The sequence below is a fragment of the Intestinimonas butyriciproducens genome, assembly GCF_004154955.1.
GTDB classification, from domain to species: domain Bacteria; phylum Bacillota; class Clostridia; order Oscillospirales; family Oscillospiraceae; genus Intestinimonas; species Intestinimonas butyriciproducens.
This window is the reverse complement of sequence record NZ_CP011524.1, coordinates 691,663-713,280: the sequence shown is the minus strand read 5'-3', so window position 1 is coordinate 713,280 and position 21,618 is coordinate 691,663. Positions and strand designations below refer to the sequence as shown.

The following is a 21,618-nucleotide window of genomic DNA, read 5'->3' as shown; positions in this document are numbered from 1 at the left end:
TCCTCCAAAATCAGCGCCGGAATACCACGGTCAGGTGTAGAACCTGACCGTGGTATTTTTTCTTTTCTTATGGTATACTTTTCTTAGAAAATTCTTTCTTTCCGTCCTACGACAAGGAGGTAGTAGTTATGGCGCATACCGTTCTCACCATCGGCCGCCAGTTCGGCTCCGGCGGGCGCATTGTGGCCCAGCGGGTGGCTGAGGCCCTGCACATCCCTTTCTACGACAAGGCCGTCATCGATCTGGCCGCCAAGGAGACCGGCCTCTCTGAGGAGTTCATCCGTCAGGCTGAGCAGAAAAAGACCAGCAGCTTTCTCTACAATCTCTACATGAGCACACAAAACCTGCCGGTGAGCGACCAAGTGTTCATCGCCGAGTCCGATGTGATCCGGAAGGTGGCCGCCCAGGGGCCCTGCGTCATCGTGGGACGCTGCGCCGACTATGTGCTGCGCAACCAGGAAGACGTGCTCAATGTCTTTATCCACGCGCCGCTGGACGAGCGCATCTTCCGGGCCAAGGAGGAGTACCATGTGGATGCTCCGGATGTCCGCTCCTATGTCCTCAAGCACGACAAGAGCCGCGCGGCCTACTACGAGCACTTCTCCGACCGGGTATGGGGCAAGGCCCAGAACTATCATCTCGCCGTCAGCAGCACCATCGGACTGGACAACGTGGTAGACCTCATTTTGACTTTGGCCAGGGAACGGGGGCTCGGCGCGTGACACAGCAGCCCCAAGAAAACAAGATGGGCGTCATGCCCGTCAACCGCCTCCTCCTCACCATGTCCCTGCCCATGATGATCTCTATGCTGGTACAGGCTTTTTACAACGTGGTGGACAGCGTGTTCGTCTCCTATATCAGCGAGGACGCTCTGGCCGCCGTGGGTCTGGCCTTTCCCGCCCAGAACCTCATGATCTCAGTGGCCGTGGGCACCGGCGTGGGCATCAACGCCCTGCTCTCCAAGAGCTTGGGAGAGAAAAATTTTGAGACCGCCAACCAAGCTGCCGTCAACGGCGTGTTCCTGGCCTTCTGCTCCTGGGCCGTCTTCGCCGTGCTGGGCGGCTTCTTCTCCCGCACCTTCATGACGCTCCAGACCCAGGTGGACTCCATCATCAGCTACGGCACCACCTATCTCTCCATCGTATCGGTGGTCTGCGTGGGTATGATGTTCCAGATCTGCTTTGAACGGCTCCTCCAATCCACCGGCAAGACCATCTTCACCATGATCTCCCAGGCCACCGGCGCGGTGATCAATCTGATCCTGGACCCCCTGCTCATCTTCGGCCTCGGTCCCTTCCCCGAGATGGGCATCGCCGGAGCCGCCTGGGCCACGGTGCTGGGCCAGATTGTGGGCGCCCTGCTGGGCCTCTACTGCAATCTGCGGCTCAACCCGGAGATCAGCCTGAATTTTCGGGGGTTCCGCCCCTCGGGTGCCATCATTCGGAAGATTTACGCTGTGGGCGTGCCGTCCATCATCATGTCCTCCATCGGCTCGGTGATGACCTTCGGCATGAACAAGATCCTGGGGGCCTTCAACTCCACCGCCGTGGCGGTCTTTTCCGCCTACTTCAAGCTGGAGTCCTTCATCTTCATGCCGGTGTTCGGCCTCAATAACGGCATCGTCCCCATCATCGCCTACAACTACGGCGCGCGGAAACCGGACCGGATGGTCCGCACCGCCAAGCTGGGCGTTCTGTACGCCCTGGGCATCATGCTGGCGGGGGTGGCCCTTTTCTGGATCGTTCCCCGGCAGCTTCTGGGGATCTTCAACGCCTCGGACTATATGCTGGAGATCGGGATTCCCGCCCTGCGGCTCATCAGCCTGAGCTTCCCCTTCGCCGCCTTCGGCATTGTCACCTCCTCCGTGTGTCAGGCTTTGGGCCACGGCGTTCTGAGTCTGATCGTCTCCGTCCTGCGGCAGTTGGTGCTCATTCTCCCCTCCGCTTGGCTTCTGGGACATTTCGTGGGCCTCGCCGCCACCTGGTTGGCCTTCCCCTTCGCGGAGATCTTCTCTTTCTCCCTGAGCTGTTTTTTCATGTTCTATATGTACCGCACCGTTATTCAGCCGCTGGAGCACCCGGCGGCTGAATGACCCGAAGGGCCGGCCCCTCTTCAGGGGCCGGCCCTCTGATTTCATCCGGGCAGCCGCAGGACCTGGCCGGGATAGATGAGATCCGGGTTCCGGATCCCATTGAGCCCCGCCAGCTCGGCCACGGTGGTCCCATACCGCCGGGAGATGCCCCACAAGGTATCTCCTGCGCGCACGGTATAGGTCCTCTCCTGGGCCCGCCCCGGGAGCTTCAGCTCCTCCCCCACATAGATAAGATTGGGGTCGGCCAGAGCATTGAGCCGGGCAATGGCTCCCACGGTGGTGCCGTACCGGCGGGCAAGGGCCCAGAGGGTGTCCCCCGGTCGGACCCGATAGCGCCAGACCTCCTCCGGTACCGGCCGCTCCTCCTCCCGGAGGAGGACGCCGTCGGTAAAGCGGTCCAGATCCACACGGCCGGACACACCGCTCACCCGTCCCTCGTCGGTGTACTGCCAGCCGGTCCAGGCCGTCCAGTTGGCGGACACATCGGGTTCGTCCGCCCCGTAGTCCGCCACCCACAGGGGATAGCCGCTCATGCTATCGTCCATACGGTATCCGGCGGCATAGGCGTCGGAGTACACCATGGGCCGCTGGCCGAGGGTCTCCTCCACCGCCTCCAGAAAGGCAAGGCCCACAGTCCCGGCCTCCTCCCGGTCCATCCCGCCGAAGGTCTCAAAGTCCATCACCGGACGGCAGTCCGCCGGAAGATCCCGGATGAGGGCGGCAAAGTGCGCGGCCTGCCGTCTGGCCCCCTCCTCGGTAACGGCGTCCATATAGTGATAAAAGCCCACCTTCAGTCCGGCGGCGGAGGCCCCCTCGTAGTGTTGGCGATAATATGCGTCCACCCCGGTCTCTCCGTAGCCGGCACGGATATACACCGCCTCGATCCCGTCCGCTTTCGCATCCGCAAAATCCACATTCCCCTGATACACGCTTACGTCCATGCCCCGCATCTGCTCCCCGGACACAGGGCCGATGGCCAGCGCGGGCGCACATAGCAGAAGGCCGCACAGCAGTGCGGCCCAGATTCGTCTGCCCATACCGTTTCACCTCTCCTCAGAATCGGGACACAGCGTCCCCTTGGATTCTATGCAGAAAATGGAACCGGGGTTCTTGTGTTTTTTCCCGCGACCGCATATAATGAAACAGATCAAAACAGCTCAAGGAGGTCCAAAACCATGGAAAAAATCAAAATGACCACCCCTCTGGTGGAGATGGACGGGGATGAGATGACCCGCATCCTGTGGAGCGACATCAAAGAGCTCCTTCTCACGCCCTATATCGACCTGAACACCGTCTACTTCGATCTGGGTCTCCCTGAGCGGGAGCGCACCCATGACCAGGTGACGGTGGACTCCGCCGAGGCGACCAAAGCGTACGGCGTGGCGGTAAAGTGCGCCACCATCACCCCCAACGCCCAGCGTGTGGAGGAGTATCGGCTCTCTCAGATGTGGAAATCCCCCAACGGCACCATCCGCGCCATTCTGGACGGCACCGTGTTCCGCGCTCCCATCATGGTCAAGGGGATCTCTCCGGTGGTGAAGAACTGGAAGAAGCCCATCACCATCGCCCGCCACGCCTTCGGCGATGTCTACAAGAACACCGAGTACAAGGTGCCTGGCCCCGGAAAGGCGGAGCTTCTCTTTACCGGCGCGGACGGCGCCGAGCACCGCCAGACCATCTATGACTTCCAGGGTCCCGGCGTGCTCCAGGGGCAGTTCAACACCGCCGCCTCCATCACCTCCTTCGCCCACGCCTGCTTCCAGTTCGCCCTGGATACCAGGCAGGACCTGTGGTTCGCCACCAAGGATACCATCTCCAAGCAGTACGACCACACCTTCAAGGACATCTTCCAGGAGATCTACGACGCCCAGTATGCCAAGAAATTCAAGAAGCTGGGAATCGAATACTTCTACACCCTCATCGACGACGCGGTGGCGCGGGTCATCCGCAGCGAGGGCGGTTTCATCTGGGCCTGCAAGAACTATGACGGCGACGTGATGAGCGATATGGTCTCCACCGCCTTTGGGTCCCTGGCCATGATGACCTCCGTTCTGGTCTCCCCCGACGGGAAGTATGAGTACGAGGCCGCCCACGGCACCGTCACCCGCCACTACTACCAGCACCTCCAGGGCAAGGAGACCTCCACCAATCCCATCGCCACCCTCTTCGCCTGGACCGGGGCTCTGCGGAAACGGGGCGAGCTGGACGGCATCGCCGCCCTCCAGGCCTTTGCGGACAAGCTGGAGCAGGCCTCCATCGCCGTCATCGAAGGCGGCACCATGACCAAGGATCTGGCCGGTCTGTGGGAGGGTGATACCCCCGCCGTCACTGTGACCAGCCGGGACTTCCTTCTGGCCATCCGGGATGAGCTGGAGAGGCGTCTATAAGAAACGTTCTGTTCGGGAGCCGGTTTGTGAAAACCGGCTCCCGATTTTTGTCCCCAGGCCAAGGAGGAGGAAGCGCGGCGGCTTTTCATCAAAATATCAAAAAATGGGAACTTTTTCTTTTCCATTCCGTCTATCCATATATCACGCAGCCCGGGCTGTTATCTGATTTGGAATGGAGGCTCTCACATGAAAGCACACCGGTATCTGTCTCTTGCACTGACAGGGGCCCTTCTGCTCGCCGCCGGAGGCTGCGGCGCGGGGGGAAATTCCAGCGGCGCAGCGCCCGCCGCCGACATGGCCGCGCCTGCCGCGGGTTCGGCGGTATATGCCAGCGCGGGCGCCCCGGCCGAGGCCCAGGAGGGTCTGCCGGAATTTTACACCGAGGAGTACCGCTATCTCGCGGAAAACGGCTTCCACGCGGTCTCAACCGCCCCGCTGTCCACCTTCGCCGCCGATGTGGACACCGCCTCCTACGCCAACCTCCGCCGGATGCTCCTCTCCGGGCAGGAGGTGCCCGCCGACGCAGTGCGCATCGAGGAGCTCATCAACTATTTCCACTACGACTACCCCACGCCGGAGGACGGTGCACCCTTCTCCGTCTCGGCCGAGATCGCCCCCTGCCCCTGGAACGGCGACACCCTCCTTCTGCGGCTGGGGCTCCAGGCGCCGCAGCCGGATTGGGAGGCCATGACCCGCTCCAACCTGGTTTTTCTCATCGACGTGTCCGGCTCTATGGAGCGCTATGACAAGCTTCCCCTGGTTAAGCAGGCCTTTCTTCTGCTGACCGAGCACCTGCGTCCCGATGACGTGATCTCCATCGTCACCTATGCCTCCAGCGACCAGGTGGTGCTGGACGGCTGCACCGGCGACGAGGCGGAGACCATCCAGGCCGCCATTGAGGATCTGGCCGCCGGCGGAAGCACCGCCGGAAGCCGCGGGATCACAACAGCCTACGCATTGGCGGAGGAGCACTTCATCCCCGGCGGCAATAACCGGGTGATCCTGGCCACCGACGGGGACCTGAACGTGGGCGTGACCAGCGAGGGAGAGCTTGTCCGGCTCATCGAGGAAAAAAAGGAGAGCGGCGTGTTTCTCTCGGTGATGGGCTTTGGCACTGGAAACCTGAAAGACAACAAAATGGAGGCGCTGGCCGACCACGGTGACGGCAACTACTCCTACATCGACAGCGCGCTGGAGGCCAAGCGGGTACTGGTGGAGGAGATGGGCGGTACCCTCTTTACCGTGGCCAAGGACGTGAAGCTCCAGGTGGAATTCAATCCCGTCGTCTTGAAGGGCTACCGGCTGATCGGCTATGAGAACCGCCTTTTGGACGCGGAGGATTTCGCCGACGACGCCAAAGACGGTGGGGAGATCGGTGCCGGCCACCGGGTCACCGCACTTTACGAGCTGGTGCCCGCCGACTCCCCTATGGAGGTCCCCGGCGCGGACCTCAAGTACCAAACCGCTGCAGACACCGGCAGCGATGAGTGGTTGACGGTTAGCATACGCTACAAGGCGCCGGACGGCGCGGACAGCTCCCTGTTGGAGTACCCCGTCGGACAGGAGGCGCAGGTGGCCGCGGCCTCAAAGGACACCGCCTTTGCCGCCTGTGTGGCCCAGTTCGGCATGCTGCTGCGGGATTCCGCTTACGCCGGAAGCGCCACCTATGCCGGCGTGGCGGAGCAGTTGGAGTCGCTTCCAGGACTGGAGGACGACGCGTATCAGGAAGAATTTCTCTATCTGGTAAAACAGTTGGCACGAAAGGGTTAATTTTCCGCCTCCAGGACATAATACGCTTACTTCAAAAAACAAGGAGTGAGCGTACATGTCCATTGCGTTTGAAAAGAGTGAGACCCACCGCAACCTGCTGCGGGCCTTTGCCGGCGAGAGCCAGGCCCGGAACCGCTATACGTTTGCCGCTGGTCTGGCCAAAAAGCAGAATTTACAGGTCATCGAGCAGGTCTTTCTCTTCACCGCCGACCAGGAGCGGGCCCACGCCAAAGTCTTTTATAACTACCTTCAGTCCCTCTCCGGACAGAACATCACCATTGACGGCGCCTATCCCATCGACCTCTATCCCACGACCCTGGAGCACCTGCGCGCCGCCCAGCACAACGAATACCAGGAGTGGGAGCACGACTATGCCGGTTTTGCCAAGATTGCCATGGAGGAGGGCTTCGCCGAGATTGGCAAGACCTTTGAGATGATCGCCGCCGTGGAAAAAACGCACGGGGACCGCTTCGGCCGCTTTGCCGATCTGGTGGAAAACGACGGGCTCTTCCGGTCTGAGGCAGGCGTCAAGTGGATGTGCCTCAACTGCGGACAGATCATCGACTCCACCCTGGCCCCCGCCACCTGTCCCATCTGCAAGCACCCCCAGGGGTTCTTCATCCGCCTGGGTATGGCGCCGTTTCAGCCCTGACCGGGTATAGACCCGAGCGCGCAAAAAGGGCCTGTTGCAAAATAGAATTCCGAGAAAAACATGATGACAAAAAGTTCTGAAGAATTGCCGTATTAAGCAATTCTCCAGAACTTTTTTAATAGGTCAATTTTCAATTTTGGCCTCTAAAACGTATTTTGCAACAGGCCCTTTTTCAGCCACCTATTTTCCTTTGGGCTTTCCATGCCCAAATAGGATAATTACTAAAGCCGAAGATAAAAAGCAACCCAAAAGGCCGAATACATTGGATGAATCAAACAACTGTGCAAATGACGCAACGCTTGAAAAAATGTTCGCCCCGTGTTTAATTTTTTCTGATACGGCATACCCCATAATGTAGGAGATGGTCTGTATCAACAGCAATAGCCCCAAAATCTGCCATAATCTTTTATATTTGTTCATCTGTCATGTTTAAGTTCCATCATACAGGAAAATGATCAGTGGCATACACGTCGGAATAAACTAAATTTGTTCTGGCAGAATCCGAGTATAGGTATATCGCAATTCTCATTTTTGATCCATAACGCCCGCCAATCACAGTTCCATATCCGGTATTCCCAAATACTTCATAATACTCAGAGACTGCATCGGCGGCATAGGAAGAAATAAATGCACCTACCGCACCTCCGCCGATAGAGGCACCCGCACCTCCGCCAAACAGGGCCCCTAACGCGGAGGTTGCGGCAGTGATGGCAGCGCTCGTCAATGCCTTCTCCATTTTTTCCGCGCTCCTGGCGTCAAAGGAAAAATCGGAATAGCTCCTTTGCCATTGATTGAACTCAAAGGGCTGTAAACTTCCCTGCAACGTAACAGTTGCGGGTTGACTCGTGTCTGTTTCCACGGCACTAGCTGGGAATACACACACACCGAAAATCAGCGCGCTAGCCAATGTTATGCTCAAAATCTTTTTAATGCCTTTCATGTTAAACTCCTTTCTCCACAAAGTTTTTCCATTTCTTCACCTGCTCAACCTCTCTATCTATTTTAGCACTTTTACCATATATGTCAACTGTTTTTAGCCTCTTTTGTTTAATCAAGACATCCTATCAGACCGTTTCTCAAAAGTTCATCCTCCCCCGAAGCTGCGCTCGTCTGACGACGAGAGGGAACAAATTATCACCGCCCTTAAGCTCAACAACGGTCACCGGGAAAATACCACCCGGTATTTGGGTATCTCCCGTCGGACGCTGCAATATAAGCTGAAAAGATACGGTTTGAAGTGATTCTGCCTCCCGGCCCTTGGCTTGTGTGAAAAGAACAGCGGGATCGCACCCTGTTCCGGCATACAATAAAAAATGGGCCTGTTGCAAAATAGAATTCCGAGAAAATCGTGATGACAAAAAGTTCTGGAGAATTGCTTGATACGGCAATTCTCCAGAACTTTTTTAATAGGTCAATTTTCAATTTTGGCTTCTAAAAGGTATTTTGCAACAGGCCCTTTTCGTAAACGTAGCTTATTCCTTGGTCTCTGCCTTGGGGGCGGCAGGCGCCGTTGCGGCAGCGCCGCCGACCGGGGCCGCCGGCTTGGGCGCCGCGGGCTTCACCACAGGCACCTTGCCGTCTACGGTGATCAGCTTGCGGGGGCACTTCTGGGCACAGATGCCGCAGCCGATACACTTGTCGTAGTCGATGTGGGCCAGATTGTCCACCATGGTGATGGCTTCCTTGGGGCAGGACTTGGCACACAGGGAGCAGCCGATACAGCCGTTGGAGCAGACCTTGGTGACGGCAGGGCCCTTGTCCTTGGAGGAACAGGGGATAGTGACGTGCTTCTTGGTCTTGTAGGGCTCCAGGGCGATGATGTGGCGGGGGCAGATGTCCACGCACTGGTTACAGGCCTTGCACTTGTCCTCGTCCACCTTGGCCACGCCGTCCACCACATGGATGGCGTCGAAGGGGCAGACAGACTCGCAGGTCCCCATGCCCAAGCAGCCGTACTGACAGCTCAGGGGGCCGCCGCCGGGCAGGCGGGCGGCGGCCAGGCAGTCGTGCACGCCGATATAGGCGTACTTCTGCTTGTCGGCGCCGCAGCCGGTGCAGTGCACCTGGGCCACCATCTTCACGGAGTCCCCGGCAGCCACGCCCATGATCTCAGCGATCTGGGCGGCCACTGATTCACCACCAGCAGCGCATTTGTTGACCGGGGCCTCGCCCTTCACCACGGCGGCGGCATAGCCGCCGCAGCCGGCATAGCCGCAGCCGCCGCAGTTGGCGCCGGGCAGGCAGCCCGCAATGGCCTCCTCACGGGGGTCCTTCTCCACGGCAAACACCTTGGAGGCATAGGCCAGAATCAGTCCAAATATCGCAGCGATAACGCCCAGGACCACAACGGCCATAATTACAGTATTCATACCAGTTTGCCTCCTCCCTTAAACAACTTTCAGGCCGGAGAAGCCCATGAAGGCCAACGCCAGCAGGCCGGCGGTGATCAGGGCGATGGGGAATCCCTCAAAGGCCTTCGGACACTCCATCGTCACATCCAGGCGCTCCCGCACACTGGCAAAGAGCACGATAGCAATGAGGAACCCAATACCACCGGTGATGCCGTAAACTACACTGGTGATAAAGTCATAGCTGTTCTGGGTATTCTGCAACACCACACCCAGCACGGCGCAGTTGGTGGTGATCAGAGGCAGATAGACGCCCAGCGCCTGATACAGAGTAGGCACAGCCTTCTGCAGGAACATCTCCACGAACTGTACCAGGGAGGCTATGACCAAAATATAGGTCACGGTCTGCATGAATACCAGCTTGTTGGGAATCAGAATGTAATTATTGATTGGCCAGCACACGGCGGAGGCCACGCCCATGACAAAGATAACGGCCACGCCCATGCCCAGAGCGGTGTCCACCTTTTTGGACACGCCCATAAACGGGCAGATGCCCAGGAACTGGGCAAAAATAAAGTTATTGACCAGGATGGCCCCCAGAGAGACGCTGAAGAGTGTGGTAAGAAGCTCCATTATTTGGCCACCTCCTCTTTCTTCTCGGTCTTCTTGGGCTTGCTGAGGAAGTACTGCATGGCGGCAATGACGCAGGCCAGCGTCAGGAAACCGCCCACGGGGAGGATCATGCCCAGTGCGGGGATGTTCTCGGGCAGGATACGGACGCCCTCTCCGCCATTGAGAATGCCGCCGCCAAAGGTACCGTTGCCCAGGAACTCACGGATAATACACATGATCACCAGCACCATAGTATAGCCCAGGCCCTGGAACACGCCATCCAGCGCGGAGGCTGCCACGCCATTCTTGGAGGAAAATCCTTCAGCGCGGCCCAGAATGATGCAGTTGACGACAATCAGCGGGATAAAGAGTCCCAGAGACTCGGAGAGCGCGGGGACAAATGCCTTCAGGAACAGATCCACCATGGTAACGAAGCCTGCGATCACCACGATGTAGCAGGCAATACGCACCTTGCTGGGGATGATATTCCGCAACAGGGAAATAAAGATATTCGACAGGGTGAGGATCACCAGCACACTCAGGCCCATGCCGATACCGTTAAAGAGTGTAGTGGTGATGGCCAGCACCGAGCACATGCCCAGCAACTGGACAGTAACAGGGTTCTGGGTGATAAGCCCTTCCTTTAATTGCTGTTTCACATTCATTTCGGCCTACCTCCTTAACCCATGCTTCCGGCGGCTTCCAGCGCGGCGGTCACGCCGTCCGACACCGCACGGGAGGTAATGGTGGCGCCGGTAAGAGCCACGATATCTCCACCGTCCTTCTCCACCGCCACGGTGCCGCTCTTGCCCACAAACTGGTCGCGGAAGGCGGGTTTGGTGGCGTTAGCACCCAGGCCAGAGGTCTCAGAGTGGGAAATGATGGATACACCGGTACAGGTGCCGTCAGTTCCCACGCCCACCATGATATCCAAATTTCCGCCGAATCCGGAGGGAGCCACCTGGACCACATAACCCGCATCCCCGGCCTGATAGACTGCGGTGACCAAAGCGTTGCCGCCGGTATACTCCACCTGGGTGTAGCTGTCCGCAGGCAGTACAGCGGCCATAGCGTCGTCGGTCTTTTTCTGGTTGTTAATTGCAATTTGGGGCGCGGTGATCATATTCACCAGGCCCAGCAAAAGGGCGGTGATGGCACTGATTGCAAAAAGCACGATTACGAGCTGCGCCATACCGGGTTCCTTTTTCTTTGTCACAGCAGCAGTCTCACTCATGACGCAGACGCCTCCTTTGCAGCTTTCTTGGCCGCCTTCTGCTTCTCCTTCATTTCCTTGGTGAGGCCGAAACGGGGGGGCTTGACCTTATCCAGCAGCCACACGCAGGCGTTCATGATAAGGATGGCATAGGAGACGCCCTCGGGGTAGCCGCCGAAGTAGCGGATGAACACGGTGAGCAGGCCGCAGCCGATGCCGAAGAGGATCTCGCCCACGGGGGTGGTGGGGCTGGTGACATAGTCGGTGGCCATGAAGATGGCGCCCAGCATCAGGCCGCCGCCCAGGACCTCATAGAGCATCCAGGTGAGCCGGTCGTTGCCGCCCATGGGAAACAGGAAGGTGAGCACGGCCACGGTGCCGATAAAGGCCACGGGGACACGCAGTCGGATCACGCCGCGGACGACCAGATATACGCCGCCGCACAGCAGGAGCAGCGCGGAGATCTCGCCCATGCAGCCGCCGATGTTGCCGACGAACATGTTCTGGAGGCTCACGCCCTCCGGCAGAAGGCCCTGGTGCATAAAGTCGGCGGAGAGGGGAGTGGCGCCGGTCACGGCATCAGCGGCGGAGAGGAGGCCCACCCGCTGGCCCGGCGCGGCCCACGTGGTCATGGCCACAGGGTAGCTGAGCATCAGGAATGCGCGCCCCGCCAGGGCGGGGTTCACAAAGTTCTTGCCCAGACCGCCGAAGAGCTGCTTTACCACCACGATGGCGAAGAAATCGCCGATGATCAGCATCCAGTAGGGCAGCGTCACAGGGCAGACAAAAGCCAGCAGCACGCCCGTGACGGCGGCGGACAGGTCCCCGTTGGTGTTGGTCTTATGTAACAGCTTGCGGTATCCCCACTCGAAGACCTCACAGGCCGCCACGGAGATCGCGGTAGCGATGAGGGCCCGGAGGCCGAAGAAGAATACGGCTACGCACAGAGAGGGCACCAGCGCCACGAGCACGTCCAGCATCAGGGTGCGGGTCCCTATGGGAGAGGAGACGTGGGGGGAAGACGCCACCCCAAGAAGCTTGGTCTCGTTGTTCATGCCTTCGCCGCCTCCTTTGCTTTCTGTTTTGCCTGCAGGCCGCGGATCTCAAACTTGGCCATCCGGAAGGTCTGGACCAGGTGGATGCGGGCGGGACAGATGTAGTTGCAGGAACCGCACTCCATGCAGTCCATCACATTGTACTCCTGGACCTTCTCCCAGTCCCGCTTCATGCTGTACATGCGCATGTAGAGGGGCATGAGGTGCATGGGGCAGACGTTGACGCACTTGCCGCAGCGGATGCATGTCTGCTCGGCGTCCTGTACGGCGGCCTCCTCGTCCGTCAGGGCCAGCAGGCAGTTGGTGCCCTTCATCATGGAGGCGGTGAGGTCGTACTGGGGGTTTCCCATCATGGGGCCTCCCATCAGCAGGCGCTGGGGCGGCGTTTTGAAGCCGCCGGCCATCTTGACGAGGTGCTCCAGCGGGGTCCCGATGGGAGCAAAAACGTTGAGGGGCCGGGTCATGGCGCCGCCGGTCAGGGTGACGTTACGGTGGGTGAGGGGCTTGCCCTCGGTCACAGCGTCATAGATGGCGGAGGCAGTGGCCACGTTGAACACGGTGCAGCCCACGTCGGCCGGCAGGCCGCCGGGAGGCACCTCCCGCCCGGTGACGCGCTGGATGAGCTGTTTCTCAGCGCCCTGGGGATAGCGGGTCTTCAGCGTTTCGATCTGGATGCCGCTGCCCGCCGGGAGCAGGCTCTTCAGGTGCTCCACGGCGTCGAGCTTGTTGCCCTCGATGCCGATGGTGGCCGTCTGGAGGCCCAGCGCCTTCATGATGAAGCTCACGCCGCCCAGGACCGCCTCTCCCCGCTCCAGCATGAGCCGGTGGTCGGCTGTGATGTAGGGCTCGCACTCCGCGCCGTTGATGAGAATGGTGTCGACCTTGCCCACCGCGCCGGAGAGCTTGACGTGGGTGGGGAATCCCGCGCCGCCCATGCCGGTGATGCCAGCCTCCTTCACAATGTCGATGATCTCCTGGGGAGTGAGCACATCCACATTGTCCCGGTGCCGGATTGTCTCGCAGGGGGTGTCCTTGAAGTCGTTCTCAATCACTACGGACATCATCTTGCCGCCGCCGGCATGGGGCCGGGGCTCCACGGCCACGACCTTGCCGGAGACGCTGGCGTGGATGGGCGCGCCAAGTCCGGCGATCTCGCCGATCTTCTGTCCGACGGTGACCTCGTCTCCCACGGCCACGATGGGCTTACAGGGCGCGCCCACATGCATGGACATAGGGATTACCACCTGGGCCGGAGCCTCTTCCAGCGGGATGACCGGCTTGCGCTCGGTCGCCTCTTTGTGCTCGGCGGGGTGGACGCCGCCATAAAACTTATGACTCATAGCATCACCTCTGTCATTACTTCAAACCTCTTCTTTAACCGTCTTTGGGACCGCTGAACAAGGGACCGAACGGCGCGTCGGTCCTTTGTTCAGCGGCCCTCCCTTTTCGATCAGCCCCGTGCTCACGCACGAAACCGGGGCAGTCCGGCGAACCGGGCTGCCTCTCCCCAGGATTCGACTCCCTACCATTATCACAAAGATGCGATAGGTACAATCAAATCTTTATTATAATAGTCCCACCAATCGAAAATGTCCAGTGTTTCCACGGAAAAAAACCGCAAAAATTAGAGTAAATAAATTTCCAATCCCCCCGGCGGACAGGGCGGCCCTCCCTTTTGTGCAACCTTTCAAAATTTATTTTCCTCTCTTTCCCATTTCGTTGAGAAAAACAGAAAAAATCCGCCTCCTTTCTCCTTCCCGGTTGACAAACGGTCGGGGGCGTTGTATGATGCTGTTTAATATCAAATAGCGCCAAAAACAGCAATGACCGGGTAAGTATATCGGTCTCGAAAGCCCAGAGAGGGAGCGGCGGCGGACAACAGGCCCGCCATGGTGTGAGCTCCCGTGCAGGACCGGTAGAAAGTCGCTCGTGAGCTGCTCTGCTGAACGTCCATAGCCGGGTCAGTAGGCCGAGACGGTTCCCCTCCGTTAGCGGGGTCGAAAGCGCGCGGGCCCCGGCCCGCGAATTTAGGTGGTACCACGGAGCATGCCTTCGTCCTATAGGGGACGCAAGGCATGCTCTTTTGTTTGGTCCCCGCTTTTCCACATTATATTACCAAAGGAGGTCGCGCACATGAAGATGAAAAGCCCTCAGGTGCTCATGGAGTGCCTGCTGGAGCAGGGAGTCGACACCGTTTTCGGCTATCCCGGCGGCACCATTCTGAACATCTACGACGAGTTTGAGCGCAGTGGTTACAAGGAGAAGATCCGCCACATTCTCACCGCCCATGAGCAGGGGGCGTCCCACGCGGCCGACGGCTACGCCCGTTCCACCGGCAAGGTGGGCGTCTGCTTCGCCACCTCCGGCCCCGGGGCCACCAACCTTACCACCGGTATCGCCACCGCCTATATGGACTCCTCCCCCGTGGTCTTCATCACCGTCAATGTGGGGGAAAATCTCATCGGTAAGGACTCCTTTCAGGAGGTGGACATCACCGGGATCACTATGCCCATCACCAAGTGCAACTACCTGGTGCGCCGGGCCGAGGACCTGGCCGACGTCATCCGGGAGGCCTTTGCCATCGCCCGGTCCGGCCGCCCGGGCCCGGTGCTCATCGATATCCTGAAAAACGTCACCTATGAAGAGGTGGATTACCGCCCCCTCCCCGTAGAGCAGCACGCCGCACACGGCCGCCTGGCCGCCATGCTCCGCCGCGCCTCCCACGACCTCAAGACCCCCGAGCCCGACCACGGCGACATCCAGAAGCTGCTGGATATGATCGCGGCCTCCCAAAAGCCCCTGGTGCTGGTGGGCGGCGGCGTGATCCGCTCCAAGGGCGCCGTACCGGAATTCCGGAAGTTTTTCGAGACGCTGAACGCCCCGGTGACCTCTACTATCATGGGCGGCGGCGCCTGTCCCGGCAGCCACCGGCTGTTCACCGGCATGATCGGGATGCACGGCTCTCACGCCTCCAATTTCGCCGTGGATCAGTGCGATCTGCTCATTGCCATCGGCTGCCGTTTCTCCGACCGAGTGGCCCTGGACCCCGCCACCTTCGCCCGGAACGCCAAGATCGTCCACATCGACATCGACCGCTCCGAGATCGACAAGAACGTCAAGACCGATCACCACATCATCGGGGACGCCCGCCGGGTGCTGGAGCTCCTCAACCAGGGCATGCCCCCCCACGACTACCCCGAATGGAAGGAGTGGGTCTTTTCCCACAAGGAGGTCCCCCTCAAGAAGGACGACATCCTCCATCCCCACGAGGTGCTGGAGACCATCCAGGCCGTCACCGGCGGGGATGCCATCATCACCACCGACGTGGGACAGCATCAGATGTGGTCGGCCCAGTACTACCACTTCTCCCGCCCGGGACAGCTCATCACCTCCGGCGGCTTCGGCACCATGGGCTTCGGGCTGGGGGCCGCCATGGGCGCCAAAATGGGCAATCCCGACAAGCCCGTGGTCCTCTGCACCGGCGACGGCTGTTTCCGCATGAACTGCCATGAACTGGCCACCGTGGAGCATTACCACATCCCGGTCATCACCGTGATCTTCAACAACCAGACGCTGGGCATGGTCCGCCAGTGGCAGCATCTCATCTACGGGGAGCGCTATTCCCAGACCGACCTGGACCGGGGCCCCGACTTTGTGAAGCTGGCCAATGCCTATGGGATCGGCGGCGCCCGCTGCGCCACGCAGGCGGAGTTCGAGGCCGCGCTGAAGAAGGCCGTGGCCTCGGGGGAGCCCTGGGTCATCGAGTGCGCCATCGACAAGGACGCCATGGTCCACCCCATGGTCCCCGGCGGCGCCCCCGTCACCGATTTTCTGTTGGATTAAGGAGGGTCGAGAGGATGAAAGCACACACCGACATCACCCGCCACACGCTGTCCGTCCTGGTGGAGAACGCCGCCGGCGTCCTCTCCCAGGTGTCGCGCCTCTTCTCCCGCAAGGGGTATAACATCGAGTCCCTGGCGGTGGGCACCACCGACGATCCCACCGTCTCCCGCATTACCATCGAGGTCATGGCCGACGCCGCCATGATCGAGCAGATCATGAACCAGCTGCGCAAGCAGTTCCCCGTCTACTCGGTCCAGGAGCTGCTGCCTGAGCGGAGCATCCGCCGGGAGCTGGTGATGTTCAAGGTGAAGGCTGAAAACGCCGATACCCGCAACGAGGTCATCCAGATCGCCAACATTTTCCGGGCCTCCATCATCGACGTGTCGGTGGCCTCCCTCACGCTGGCCCTCATCGGCGACGAGTCCAAGGCCGACGCCATGCAGAAGCTGCTGGAGTCTTTCGGCATCCTGGAGCTGGTCCGCACCGGCATGGTGGCCCTGGAGCGGGGCGCCTACACCATCAGCGACGAAAACAAGGAAAAGGCGGAGTTCAACCTGGGCAAAGCCACACTGTAAGCCGCCTTTTCCCACCGCGCATCGCGCGGTGCGCGGCGTACAAGGAATTTTTAAGATTGTATCACAGTTATCATTCTTTTGCCCGCCGCTGTGATATGATAGGTATCATCATTCTTCCGATTGCAGCATCCTACTTGATAAAGGAGTGTTTTATTATGGCAAAGATGTACTATGAAAAGGACTGTGAGCTCAGCTATCTCAACGGCAAGAAGATCGCCATCATCGGCTACGGCTCCCAGGGACATGCCCACGCCCTCAACCTGAAGGATTCCGGCTGCGACGTGTGCGTGGGACTCCGTCAGGGCTCCAAAAACTGGGCTAACGCCGAAAAGGCCGGCCTCACCGTCAAAACCGTGCCCGAGGCCGCCAAGTGGGCCGACATCGTCATGATCCTCATCAACGACGAGGTGCAGGCCGACGTCTACAAGAAGGACATCGCCCCCTATCTGGAGGAGGGCAACGCCCTGGCCTTTGCCCACGGCTTCAATATCCGCTACCAGCAGATCGTCCCTCCCGCCGGCGTGGATGTGTTCATGGCCGCCCCCAAGGGCCCCGGCCACACCGTCCGCAGCCAGTATGTCAACGGCAAGGGCGTCCCCTGCCTGGTGGCCGTGGAGCAGAACGCCACCGGCAACGCCATGAAGATCGCCCTGGCCTATATCGCCGGGATCGGCGGCGCCCGTGCCGGTGTGATGGAGACCACCTTCCACGATGAGACCGAGACCGACCTCTTCGGTGAGCAGGCCGTGCTGTGCGGCGGCGTGGTGGACCTGATGCGCTGCGGCTTCGAGACCCTGGTGGAGGCCGGCTACGAGCCCGAGAACGCCTATTTCGAGTGCATCCATGAGATGAAGCTCATCATCGACCTCATCAACAAGGGCGGCGTTGGCATGATGAACTACTCCATCTCCGACACCGCCGAGTACGGCGAGTATGTCTCCGGCCCCCGCGTCCTGCCCTACGAGGAGACCAAGAAGAACATGCGCAAGGTGCTCGACGACATCCAGGACGGCACCTTCGCCGGCAAGTGGATCGCCGAGAACAAGAACGGCCGCACCTTCTTCAACTCCAAGCGCGCCAACCTGGCCAAACACCAGATGGAGATCGTGGGCGCCGAGCTGCGCAAGAACATGCTCTGGGGCGACGATGCCGACCCCGATACCGCCTCCAACTGATCCCGCCATCGCACGCATGCAAAATCGCCGTCTCCCCTCCGGGAGACGGCGATTTTTTCATTCTTCCAGCCGCTGCGGATAGCGCCGGGATTCATTTGGCATCATCATTGGATCAGGCGCTCTGCCGGGGCCCCTTTACTCGTACCGCTTTCCCACAACATAGGCCGGGAGGAACATCCCCAGGCAGGCCAGAAGGCTCAAGCCCCCTTCCAGGCCCTGCAGGGTCCCCGGCCACAGGGTCCATATCCCCCACCAGAGGAGGGGAAATACCGCCGCCGTGCCCAACAGCCACCCCCGCAGGGCCGCCAGAATATGGGGCCAATTGCTGTTGTTGAGACGGAGCCCGGCCAAGTTCATGCGAAAAACCCCGTCGCCGTAAAAACTGATCCGGTTCTCATCGTAATAGCCCGGCAAACTTTCCCGGACGAAGAAGCACAGCCAGGCGCCGAAAAGCAGGCTCAGGCCCTCCACCAGCGCCACCGTCTCCGCCAGCGCCTCCCACCCAAAGCCCTGGGCCAGCAGCATCCCTGTTTCCACCAGCCCGGCCAGAGCGCAGAGCAGATAGGACAGCTTCCACCCCTTTTTCCTCCGGTCCAGCCGGAGCTCCTCCTCTCTGCCCAGATGGAGGGCTCCGCTGACCAGCGCGTCCACCTCCGCCGTCTCCAGGGGGCGCTCCGCCCGCTCCCCCCGCAGCAGCTCGGCAACACCCACGCCCAGCGCCTCGCTCAGCGGCGTCAGCAGCACCACATCGGGCAGGCTCAGCCCCCGCTCCCATTTGCTCACCGCTTTATCCGAGACATACAGCCGTTCGGCCAGCGCCCGCTGGGTCAGCCCCTTCTCCTTCCTCAGGACGGCCAGGAAGGCGCCGAATCGTTCCTTGTCAATGCCGTTCATCCAGTATCTCCTCCTTCCCCGCCATGGTACCCGCTCCCGCCCCCGGTGTCAATCGACCAGCGGTAGAGTCCTTCTCCCCCAGCGCCTTGCGCCTACTCTTTCAACTCCATCACATCCATACTGTGGTGCATATGGATGGCCATGGCGTGCTCGCAGCCGCTCTCGTCCCGCTTGCGGAGGAAGTCCATCAGCAGGGCGTGATCCCGCAGGGTGTCCTCCGCCAGCTGCTCCGTGTGGCCGCCGGAGGTGATGGCGGCCGCCACCGCCTCGCTGATGAGGGGCATCAGCCGCATCATATACTCATTGTGGGTGCTTCGGACAATGGCGGCGTGGAACTCCCGGTCCGCCCGGGTGCGGTCCTCCCCCGCCCGGATGCACCGCTCCACCTCCGCCCCCCGGCGGAGGATCTCCTCCATCTCCCCCTCCGACGCTCTGCGGCAGGCCAGCCTGGCCACCTGCGGCTCAAAGACCCGCCGCAGTTCAAAGAGGTCCCGGAGCCGGCCCTTGACCTGATCCAGTCCGGAGAAGCCGAAATCTCCAATCTCCTCCACCCGCCCCGACACAAAGGTGCCCTTTCCCCTGCGGACCTCCAGCACGCCCCGGGCGGCCAGCGTACGCACCGCCTCCCGCAGCGTGGCGCGGCTCACCCCCAGCTCCGCCGACCACTCCAGCTCGTTGGGCAGCTTGTCCCCCGGCCCAAACCGCCGCTCCACCACGATCATGGTATAAAGCCGCTCTGCCGTCTGCTGGGACAGGCTCTTTTTTTCCATAGACTCACCTCATCGCACTTGACATCTCTTCTTCTATCCTATAATATATTGTCAGACAATGCAAGTGTGATCATACAACTATTACATAGAAAACAGAAAAAGAGGAGGAACCACCCATGCGCAGCGACAATGTGACAAAGGGCGTGGAGCGCGCCCCCAACCGCTCCCTCTTCTATGCCCTGGGCTATACCAGGGAGGAGCTGGAGCGGCCTCTCATCGGCGTGGTGTGCTCCCAGAACGAGATCGTCCCGGGCCATATGAACCTGGACAAGATCGCCGAGGCGGTGAAGGCGGGCATCCGCCTGGCCGGAGGCACCCCCGTGGAGTTCCCCGCCATCGCCGTGTGCGACGGCATCGCCATGGGGCACATCGGTATGAAATATTCTCTGGTCACCCGGGAGCTCATCGCAGACTCCACCGAAGCCATGGCCCTGGCCCATCAGTTCGACGGCCTGGTGATGATCCCCAACTGCGACAAGAACGTGCCCGGACTGCTGATGGCTGCCGCCCGGCTCAACCTCCCCACCATCTTCTGCTCCGGCGGTCCCATGCTCTCCGGCCGTCTCCGGGACGGCCGCCGCTCCTGTCTGAGCCACATGTTCGAGGCCGTCGGCGCCTATAAGGCCGGCAAGCTGGACGAGGCCGGCGTGGAGGACTATGAGACCAACGCCTGCCCCACCTGCGGCTCCTGCTCCGGCATGTACACCGCCAACTCCATGAACTGTCTCACCGAGGGGATCGGCATGGCCCTGCGGGGGAACGGCACCATCCCCGCCGTCATGTCCGCCCGGCTGCGGCTGGCCAAGCACACGGGCATGCAGATCATGGAGCTGGTAAAGCGGGACATCCGCCCCCGGGATATCCTCACTGAGGCCGCCTTCCACAACGCCGAGACCCTGGACATGGCCCTGGGCTGCTCCACCAACTCCATGCTCCACCTGCCCGCCATCGCCCATGAATGCGGCATCGAGCTCTCTTTTGATATGGCCAATGAGATCTCCCGCAAGACCCCCAACCTCTGCCACCTGGCCCCCGCTGGGGACACCTATATCGAGGACCTGGACCGGGCGGGCGGCGTCTACGCCGTCATGAAGGAGCTGACCAAAAAGGGACTGCTGGACACCTCCCTGCTGACCGTCACCGGCAGGACCGTGGCGGAAAATCTGGAGGACGTGGAAAATCTGGACCACGCCATCATCCGCCCCATCGAGGACCCCTACTCCCCCTATGGCGGCATCGCCGTGCTCAAGGGCTCTCTGGCCCCCGAGGGCTGCGTGGTCAAGCAGTCCGCCGTGGACGAGGCCATGATGTCCCACACCGGCCCCGCCCGGGTCTTCGACTGTGAGGAGGACGCCATCGCCGCCATCTATGCCGGCAGGATCGTCGCCGGCGACGTGGTGGTGATCCGCTACGAGGGGCCCAAGGGGGGGCCCGGCATGCGCGAAATGCTCAACCCCACCTCCGCCATCTGTGGTATGGGCCTGGGCGAGAGCGTGGCCCTCATCACCGACGGGCGCTTCTCCGGTGCCACCCGCGGCGCTTCCATCGGCCATGTCTCCCCCGAGGCCGCGCTGGGAGGTCCCATCGCCTTTGTGGAGGAGGGGGACATTATCACCATCGACATTCCCAACTGCAGGATCGACGTATTGGTGGACGAGGCGGTGCTGGATGCCCGAAAGGCCAAATGGGTCTGTCCCGAGCCCCGGGTCAAGACCGGCTATCTCAACCGCTACGCCAAGCAGGTCACCAGCGCGGCGCGGGGCGCTGTGCTGGAATAAGCGTTTGATCGGGCGGAGGCCCAAAGCCTCCGCCCAATTTTTGATTGACATATATCGAATATCGTCATATACTGAAAGTGGCGATATTCGATATATTCAGAAGGGTGGTGACCCTCCGTGGCGCGGAAGAAGCTGGACACACTGACCGAGCAGATGTATTACGTCCTTCTCGCCCTTACAGAGGAGCGCCACGGGTACGGCATCATGCAGGACACCGCTGCGCTCACCGGCGGACGGGTGATCATCGGGGCGGGCACCCTGTACGCCCTGCTGTCCCGTTTTGAGGCGGACGGCCTCATCCGACTCTCCGCCGAGCGGGACAACCGGAAATACTACCGCCTGACCGAGGAGGGCCGCAGGGTCCTGGAGGAAGAGCTGCGCCGCCTCCAGCGCCAGGCCGCGGACGGGGAGCGCGTGCTGCGGGGCGGCGGGGGCGCATGAGCGCGACATGGAG

Annotated in this window: 21 protein-coding genes and 1 other annotated feature; of the genes, 11 read left to right on the top strand and 10 right to left on the bottom strand. The window is 60.7% G+C overall.

Annotated elements, in window-relative coordinates:
• The first annotated feature begins 128 nt into the window (after nucleotides 1-128).
• Both SRB521_RS03625 and SRB521_RS03620 read left to right on the top strand, forming a co-directional pair.
• Complete coding sequence (locus SRB521_RS03625) at nucleotides 129-722, top strand: cytidylate kinase-like family protein (RefSeq protein WP_033117450.1); 594 nt, start codon at nucleotides 129-131, stop codon at nucleotides 720-722.
• A complete protein-coding gene (locus SRB521_RS03620; protein ID WP_116722217.1) occupies nucleotides 719-2,092 on the top strand; it encodes an MATE family efflux transporter in 1,374 nt (457 codons plus the stop codon). Before SRB521_RS03625 ends, SRB521_RS03620 begins: the two co-directional genes overlap by 4 nt.
• 41 nt (nucleotides 2,093-2,133) lie before the next feature.
• Here SRB521_RS03620 and SRB521_RS03615 read toward each other — a convergent pair whose 3' ends face one another.
• On the bottom strand, nucleotides 2,134-3,129 hold the full coding sequence (locus SRB521_RS03615) for a GH25 family lysozyme (RefSeq protein WP_116722216.1): 996 nt from the start codon (nucleotides 3,127-3,129) through the stop codon (nucleotides 2,134-2,136).
• A gap of 138 nt (nucleotides 3,130-3,267) precedes the next feature.
• On the opposite strand from SRB521_RS03615, the gene SRB521_RS03610 reads away from it, so the two are divergent.
• The 3 genes from SRB521_RS03610 (at nucleotide 3,268) to rbr (ending at nucleotide 6,901) form a co-directional block, all read left to right on the top strand.
• The gene (locus SRB521_RS03610) at nucleotides 3,268-4,479 is read left to right on the top strand and encodes an NADP-dependent isocitrate dehydrogenase (RefSeq protein WP_058117101.1); all 1,212 of its coding nucleotides are present in this window, start codon (nucleotides 3,268-3,270) and stop codon (nucleotides 4,477-4,479) included.
• A 186-nt stretch (nucleotides 4,480-4,665) separates the two neighbouring features.
• Nucleotides 4,666-6,249 (top strand): vWA domain-containing protein, encoded by a 1,584-nt coding sequence (locus SRB521_RS03605; RefSeq protein ID WP_116722215.1) that lies wholly within the window; start codon nucleotides 4,666-4,668, stop codon nucleotides 6,247-6,249.
• 55 nt (nucleotides 6,250-6,304) lie between these two features.
• On the top strand, nucleotides 6,305-6,901 hold the full coding sequence (rbr, locus tag SRB521_RS03600) for a rubrerythrin (protein ID WP_116722214.1): 597 nt from the start codon (nucleotides 6,305-6,307) through the stop codon (nucleotides 6,899-6,901).
• A 439-nt stretch (nucleotides 6,902-7,340) separates the two neighbouring features.
• On the opposite strand, the gene SRB521_RS03595 is transcribed toward rbr, so the two are convergent.
• Nucleotides 7,341-7,841 (bottom strand): hypothetical protein, encoded by a 501-nt coding sequence (locus SRB521_RS03595; RefSeq protein ID WP_116722213.1) that lies wholly within the window; start codon nucleotides 7,839-7,841, stop codon nucleotides 7,341-7,343.
• 103 nt (nucleotides 7,842-7,944) lie between these two features.
• Here SRB521_RS03595 and SRB521_RS16860 point away from each other — a divergent pair, with 103 nt between their 5' ends.
• Complete coding sequence (locus SRB521_RS16860; RefSeq protein WP_207215997.1) at nucleotides 7,945-8,142, top strand: helix-turn-helix domain-containing protein; 198 nt, start codon at nucleotides 7,945-7,947, stop codon at nucleotides 8,140-8,142.
• Nucleotides 8,143-8,373: 231 nt separating this feature from the next.
• Here SRB521_RS16860 and rnfB read toward each other — a convergent pair whose 3' ends face one another.
• Genes rnfB through rsxC form a run of 6 tightly spaced genes read right to left on the bottom strand, consistent with a single transcriptional unit; the run spans nucleotide 8,374 to nucleotide 13,469 of the window.
• Nucleotides 8,374-9,270 carry an RnfABCDGE type electron transport complex subunit B gene (gene rnfB / locus SRB521_RS03585; protein WP_116722212.1) on the bottom strand — a complete coding sequence of 299 codons (897 nt, stop codon included), beginning with the start codon at nucleotides 9,268-9,270 and terminating at the stop codon, nucleotides 8,374-8,376.
• Nucleotides 9,271-9,288: 18 nt separating this feature from the next.
• Complete coding sequence (gene rsxA / locus SRB521_RS03580) at nucleotides 9,289-9,882, bottom strand: electron transport complex subunit RsxA (RefSeq protein WP_033117456.1); 594 nt, start codon at nucleotides 9,880-9,882, stop codon at nucleotides 9,289-9,291.
• Nucleotides 9,882-10,526, bottom strand: coding sequence for an electron transport complex subunit RsxE (gene rsxE, locus SRB521_RS03575; protein ID WP_116722211.1), 645 nt, complete (start codon nucleotides 10,524-10,526; stop codon nucleotides 9,882-9,884). The genes rsxA and rsxE overlap by 1 nt, the downstream gene beginning before the upstream one ends.
• A gap of 14 nt (nucleotides 10,527-10,540) precedes the next feature.
• Nucleotides 10,541-11,095, bottom strand: coding sequence for an RnfABCDGE type electron transport complex subunit G (locus SRB521_RS03570; protein ID WP_058117099.1), 555 nt, complete (start codon nucleotides 11,093-11,095; stop codon nucleotides 10,541-10,543).
• A complete protein-coding gene (locus SRB521_RS03565; RefSeq protein ID WP_058117098.1) occupies nucleotides 11,092-12,129 on the bottom strand; it encodes an RnfABCDGE type electron transport complex subunit D in 1,038 nt (345 codons plus the stop codon). The genes SRB521_RS03570 and SRB521_RS03565 overlap by 4 nt, the downstream gene beginning before the upstream one ends.
• Entirely contained in the window at nucleotides 12,126-13,469 is a 1,344-nt protein-coding gene (rsxC, locus tag SRB521_RS03560) for an electron transport complex subunit RsxC (protein WP_058117097.1), read from the bottom strand. The genes SRB521_RS03565 and rsxC overlap by 4 nt, the downstream gene beginning before the upstream one ends.
• Nucleotides 13,470-13,943: 474 nt before the next feature.
• Nucleotides 13,944-14,192 (top strand) — a binding site (T-box leader).
• 70 nt (nucleotides 14,193-14,262) lie between these two features.
• Between rsxC and ilvB the strand changes: the two genes are divergently transcribed.
• The 3 genes from ilvB (at nucleotide 14,263) to ilvC (ending at nucleotide 17,722) form a co-directional block, all read left to right on the top strand.
• Entirely contained in the window at nucleotides 14,263-15,972 is a 1,710-nt protein-coding gene (ilvB, locus tag SRB521_RS03555; protein WP_075705317.1) for a biosynthetic-type acetolactate synthase large subunit, read from the top strand.
• Between the two features lie 14 nt (nucleotides 15,973-15,986).
• Entirely contained in the window at nucleotides 15,987-16,547 is a 561-nt protein-coding gene (gene ilvN, locus SRB521_RS03550) for an acetolactate synthase small subunit (RefSeq protein WP_033117461.1), read from the top strand.
• Between the two features lie 155 nt (nucleotides 16,548-16,702).
• The gene (gene ilvC, locus SRB521_RS03545; RefSeq protein WP_033117462.1) at nucleotides 16,703-17,722 is read left to right on the top strand and encodes a ketol-acid reductoisomerase; all 1,020 of its coding nucleotides are present in this window, start codon (nucleotides 16,703-16,705) and stop codon (nucleotides 17,720-17,722) included.
• Between the two features lie 135 nt (nucleotides 17,723-17,857).
• Here ilvC and SRB521_RS03540 read toward each other — a convergent pair whose 3' ends face one another.
• Both SRB521_RS03540 and SRB521_RS03535 read right to left on the bottom strand, forming a co-directional pair.
• On the bottom strand, nucleotides 17,858-18,616 hold the full coding sequence (locus tag SRB521_RS03540; protein ID WP_116722210.1) for a helix-turn-helix domain-containing protein: 759 nt from the start codon (nucleotides 18,614-18,616) through the stop codon (nucleotides 17,858-17,860).
• Nucleotides 18,617-18,708: 92 nt separating this feature from the next.
• Complete coding sequence (locus tag SRB521_RS03535) at nucleotides 18,709-19,386, bottom strand: FadR/GntR family transcriptional regulator (RefSeq protein ID WP_075705315.1); 678 nt, start codon at nucleotides 19,384-19,386, stop codon at nucleotides 18,709-18,711.
• 116 nt (nucleotides 19,387-19,502) lie between these two features.
• Here SRB521_RS03535 and ilvD point away from each other — a divergent pair, with 116 nt between their 5' ends.
• A complete protein-coding gene (gene ilvD / locus SRB521_RS03530) occupies nucleotides 19,503-21,164 on the top strand; it encodes a dihydroxy-acid dehydratase (RefSeq protein ID WP_058117092.1) in 1,662 nt (553 codons plus the stop codon).
• Between the two features lie 117 nt (nucleotides 21,165-21,281).
• Entirely contained in the window at nucleotides 21,282-21,605 is a 324-nt protein-coding gene (locus SRB521_RS03525) for a PadR family transcriptional regulator (protein ID WP_033117466.1), read from the top strand.
• Nucleotides 21,606-21,618: the final 13 nt, after the last annotated feature.

Excerpts from the sequence above, each read along its gene's own strand:
- SRB521_RS03625 (WP_033117450.1), top strand. The coding sequence starts at position 129 with ATGGCGCATACCGTTCTCACCATCGGCCGCCAGTTCGGCTCCGGCGGG.
- SRB521_RS03615 (WP_116722216.1), bottom strand. The coding sequence starts at position 3,129 with ATGGGCAGACGAATCTGGGCCGCACTGCTGTGCGGCCTTCTGCTATGT.
- SRB521_RS03610 (WP_058117101.1), top strand. The coding sequence starts at position 3,268 with ATGGAAAAAATCAAAATGACCACCCCTCTGGTGGAGATGGACGGGGAT.
- SRB521_RS03605 (WP_116722215.1), top strand. The coding sequence starts at position 4,666 with ATGAAAGCACACCGGTATCTGTCTCTTGCACTGACAGGGGCCCTTCTG.
- rbr (WP_116722214.1), top strand. The coding sequence starts at position 6,305 with ATGTCCATTGCGTTTGAAAAGAGTGAGACCCACCGCAACCTGCTGCGG.
- SRB521_RS03595 (WP_116722213.1), bottom strand. The coding sequence starts at position 7,841 with ATGAAAGGCATTAAAAAGATTTTGAGCATAACATTGGCTAGCGCGCTG.
- rnfB (WP_116722212.1), bottom strand. The coding sequence starts at position 9,270 with ATGAATACTGTAATTATGGCCGTTGTGGTCCTGGGCGTTATCGCTGCG.
- rsxA (WP_033117456.1), bottom strand. The coding sequence starts at position 9,882 with ATGGAGCTTCTTACCACACTCTTCAGCGTCTCTCTGGGGGCCATCCTG.
- rsxE (WP_116722211.1), bottom strand. The coding sequence starts at position 10,526 with ATGAATGTGAAACAGCAATTAAAGGAAGGGCTTATCACCCAGAACCCT.
- SRB521_RS03570 (WP_058117099.1), bottom strand. The coding sequence starts at position 11,095 with ATGAGTGAGACTGCTGCTGTGACAAAGAAAAAGGAACCCGGTATGGCG.
- SRB521_RS03565 (WP_058117098.1), bottom strand. The coding sequence starts at position 12,129 with ATGAACAACGAGACCAAGCTTCTTGGGGTGGCGTCTTCCCCCCACGTC.
- rsxC (WP_058117097.1), bottom strand. The coding sequence starts at position 13,469 with ATGAGTCATAAGTTTTATGGCGGCGTCCACCCCGCCGAGCACAAAGAG.
- ilvB (WP_075705317.1), top strand. The coding sequence starts at position 14,263 with ATGAAGATGAAAAGCCCTCAGGTGCTCATGGAGTGCCTGCTGGAGCAG.
- ilvN (WP_033117461.1), top strand. The coding sequence starts at position 15,987 with ATGAAAGCACACACCGACATCACCCGCCACACGCTGTCCGTCCTGGTG.
- ilvC (WP_033117462.1), top strand. The coding sequence starts at position 16,703 with ATGGCAAAGATGTACTATGAAAAGGACTGTGAGCTCAGCTATCTCAAC.
- SRB521_RS03540 (WP_116722210.1), bottom strand. The coding sequence starts at position 18,616 with ATGAACGGCATTGACAAGGAACGATTCGGCGCCTTCCTGGCCGTCCTG.
- SRB521_RS03535 (WP_075705315.1), bottom strand. The coding sequence starts at position 19,386 with ATGGAAAAAAAGAGCCTGTCCCAGCAGACGGCAGAGCGGCTTTATACC.
- ilvD (WP_058117092.1), top strand. The coding sequence starts at position 19,503 with ATGCGCAGCGACAATGTGACAAAGGGCGTGGAGCGCGCCCCCAACCGC.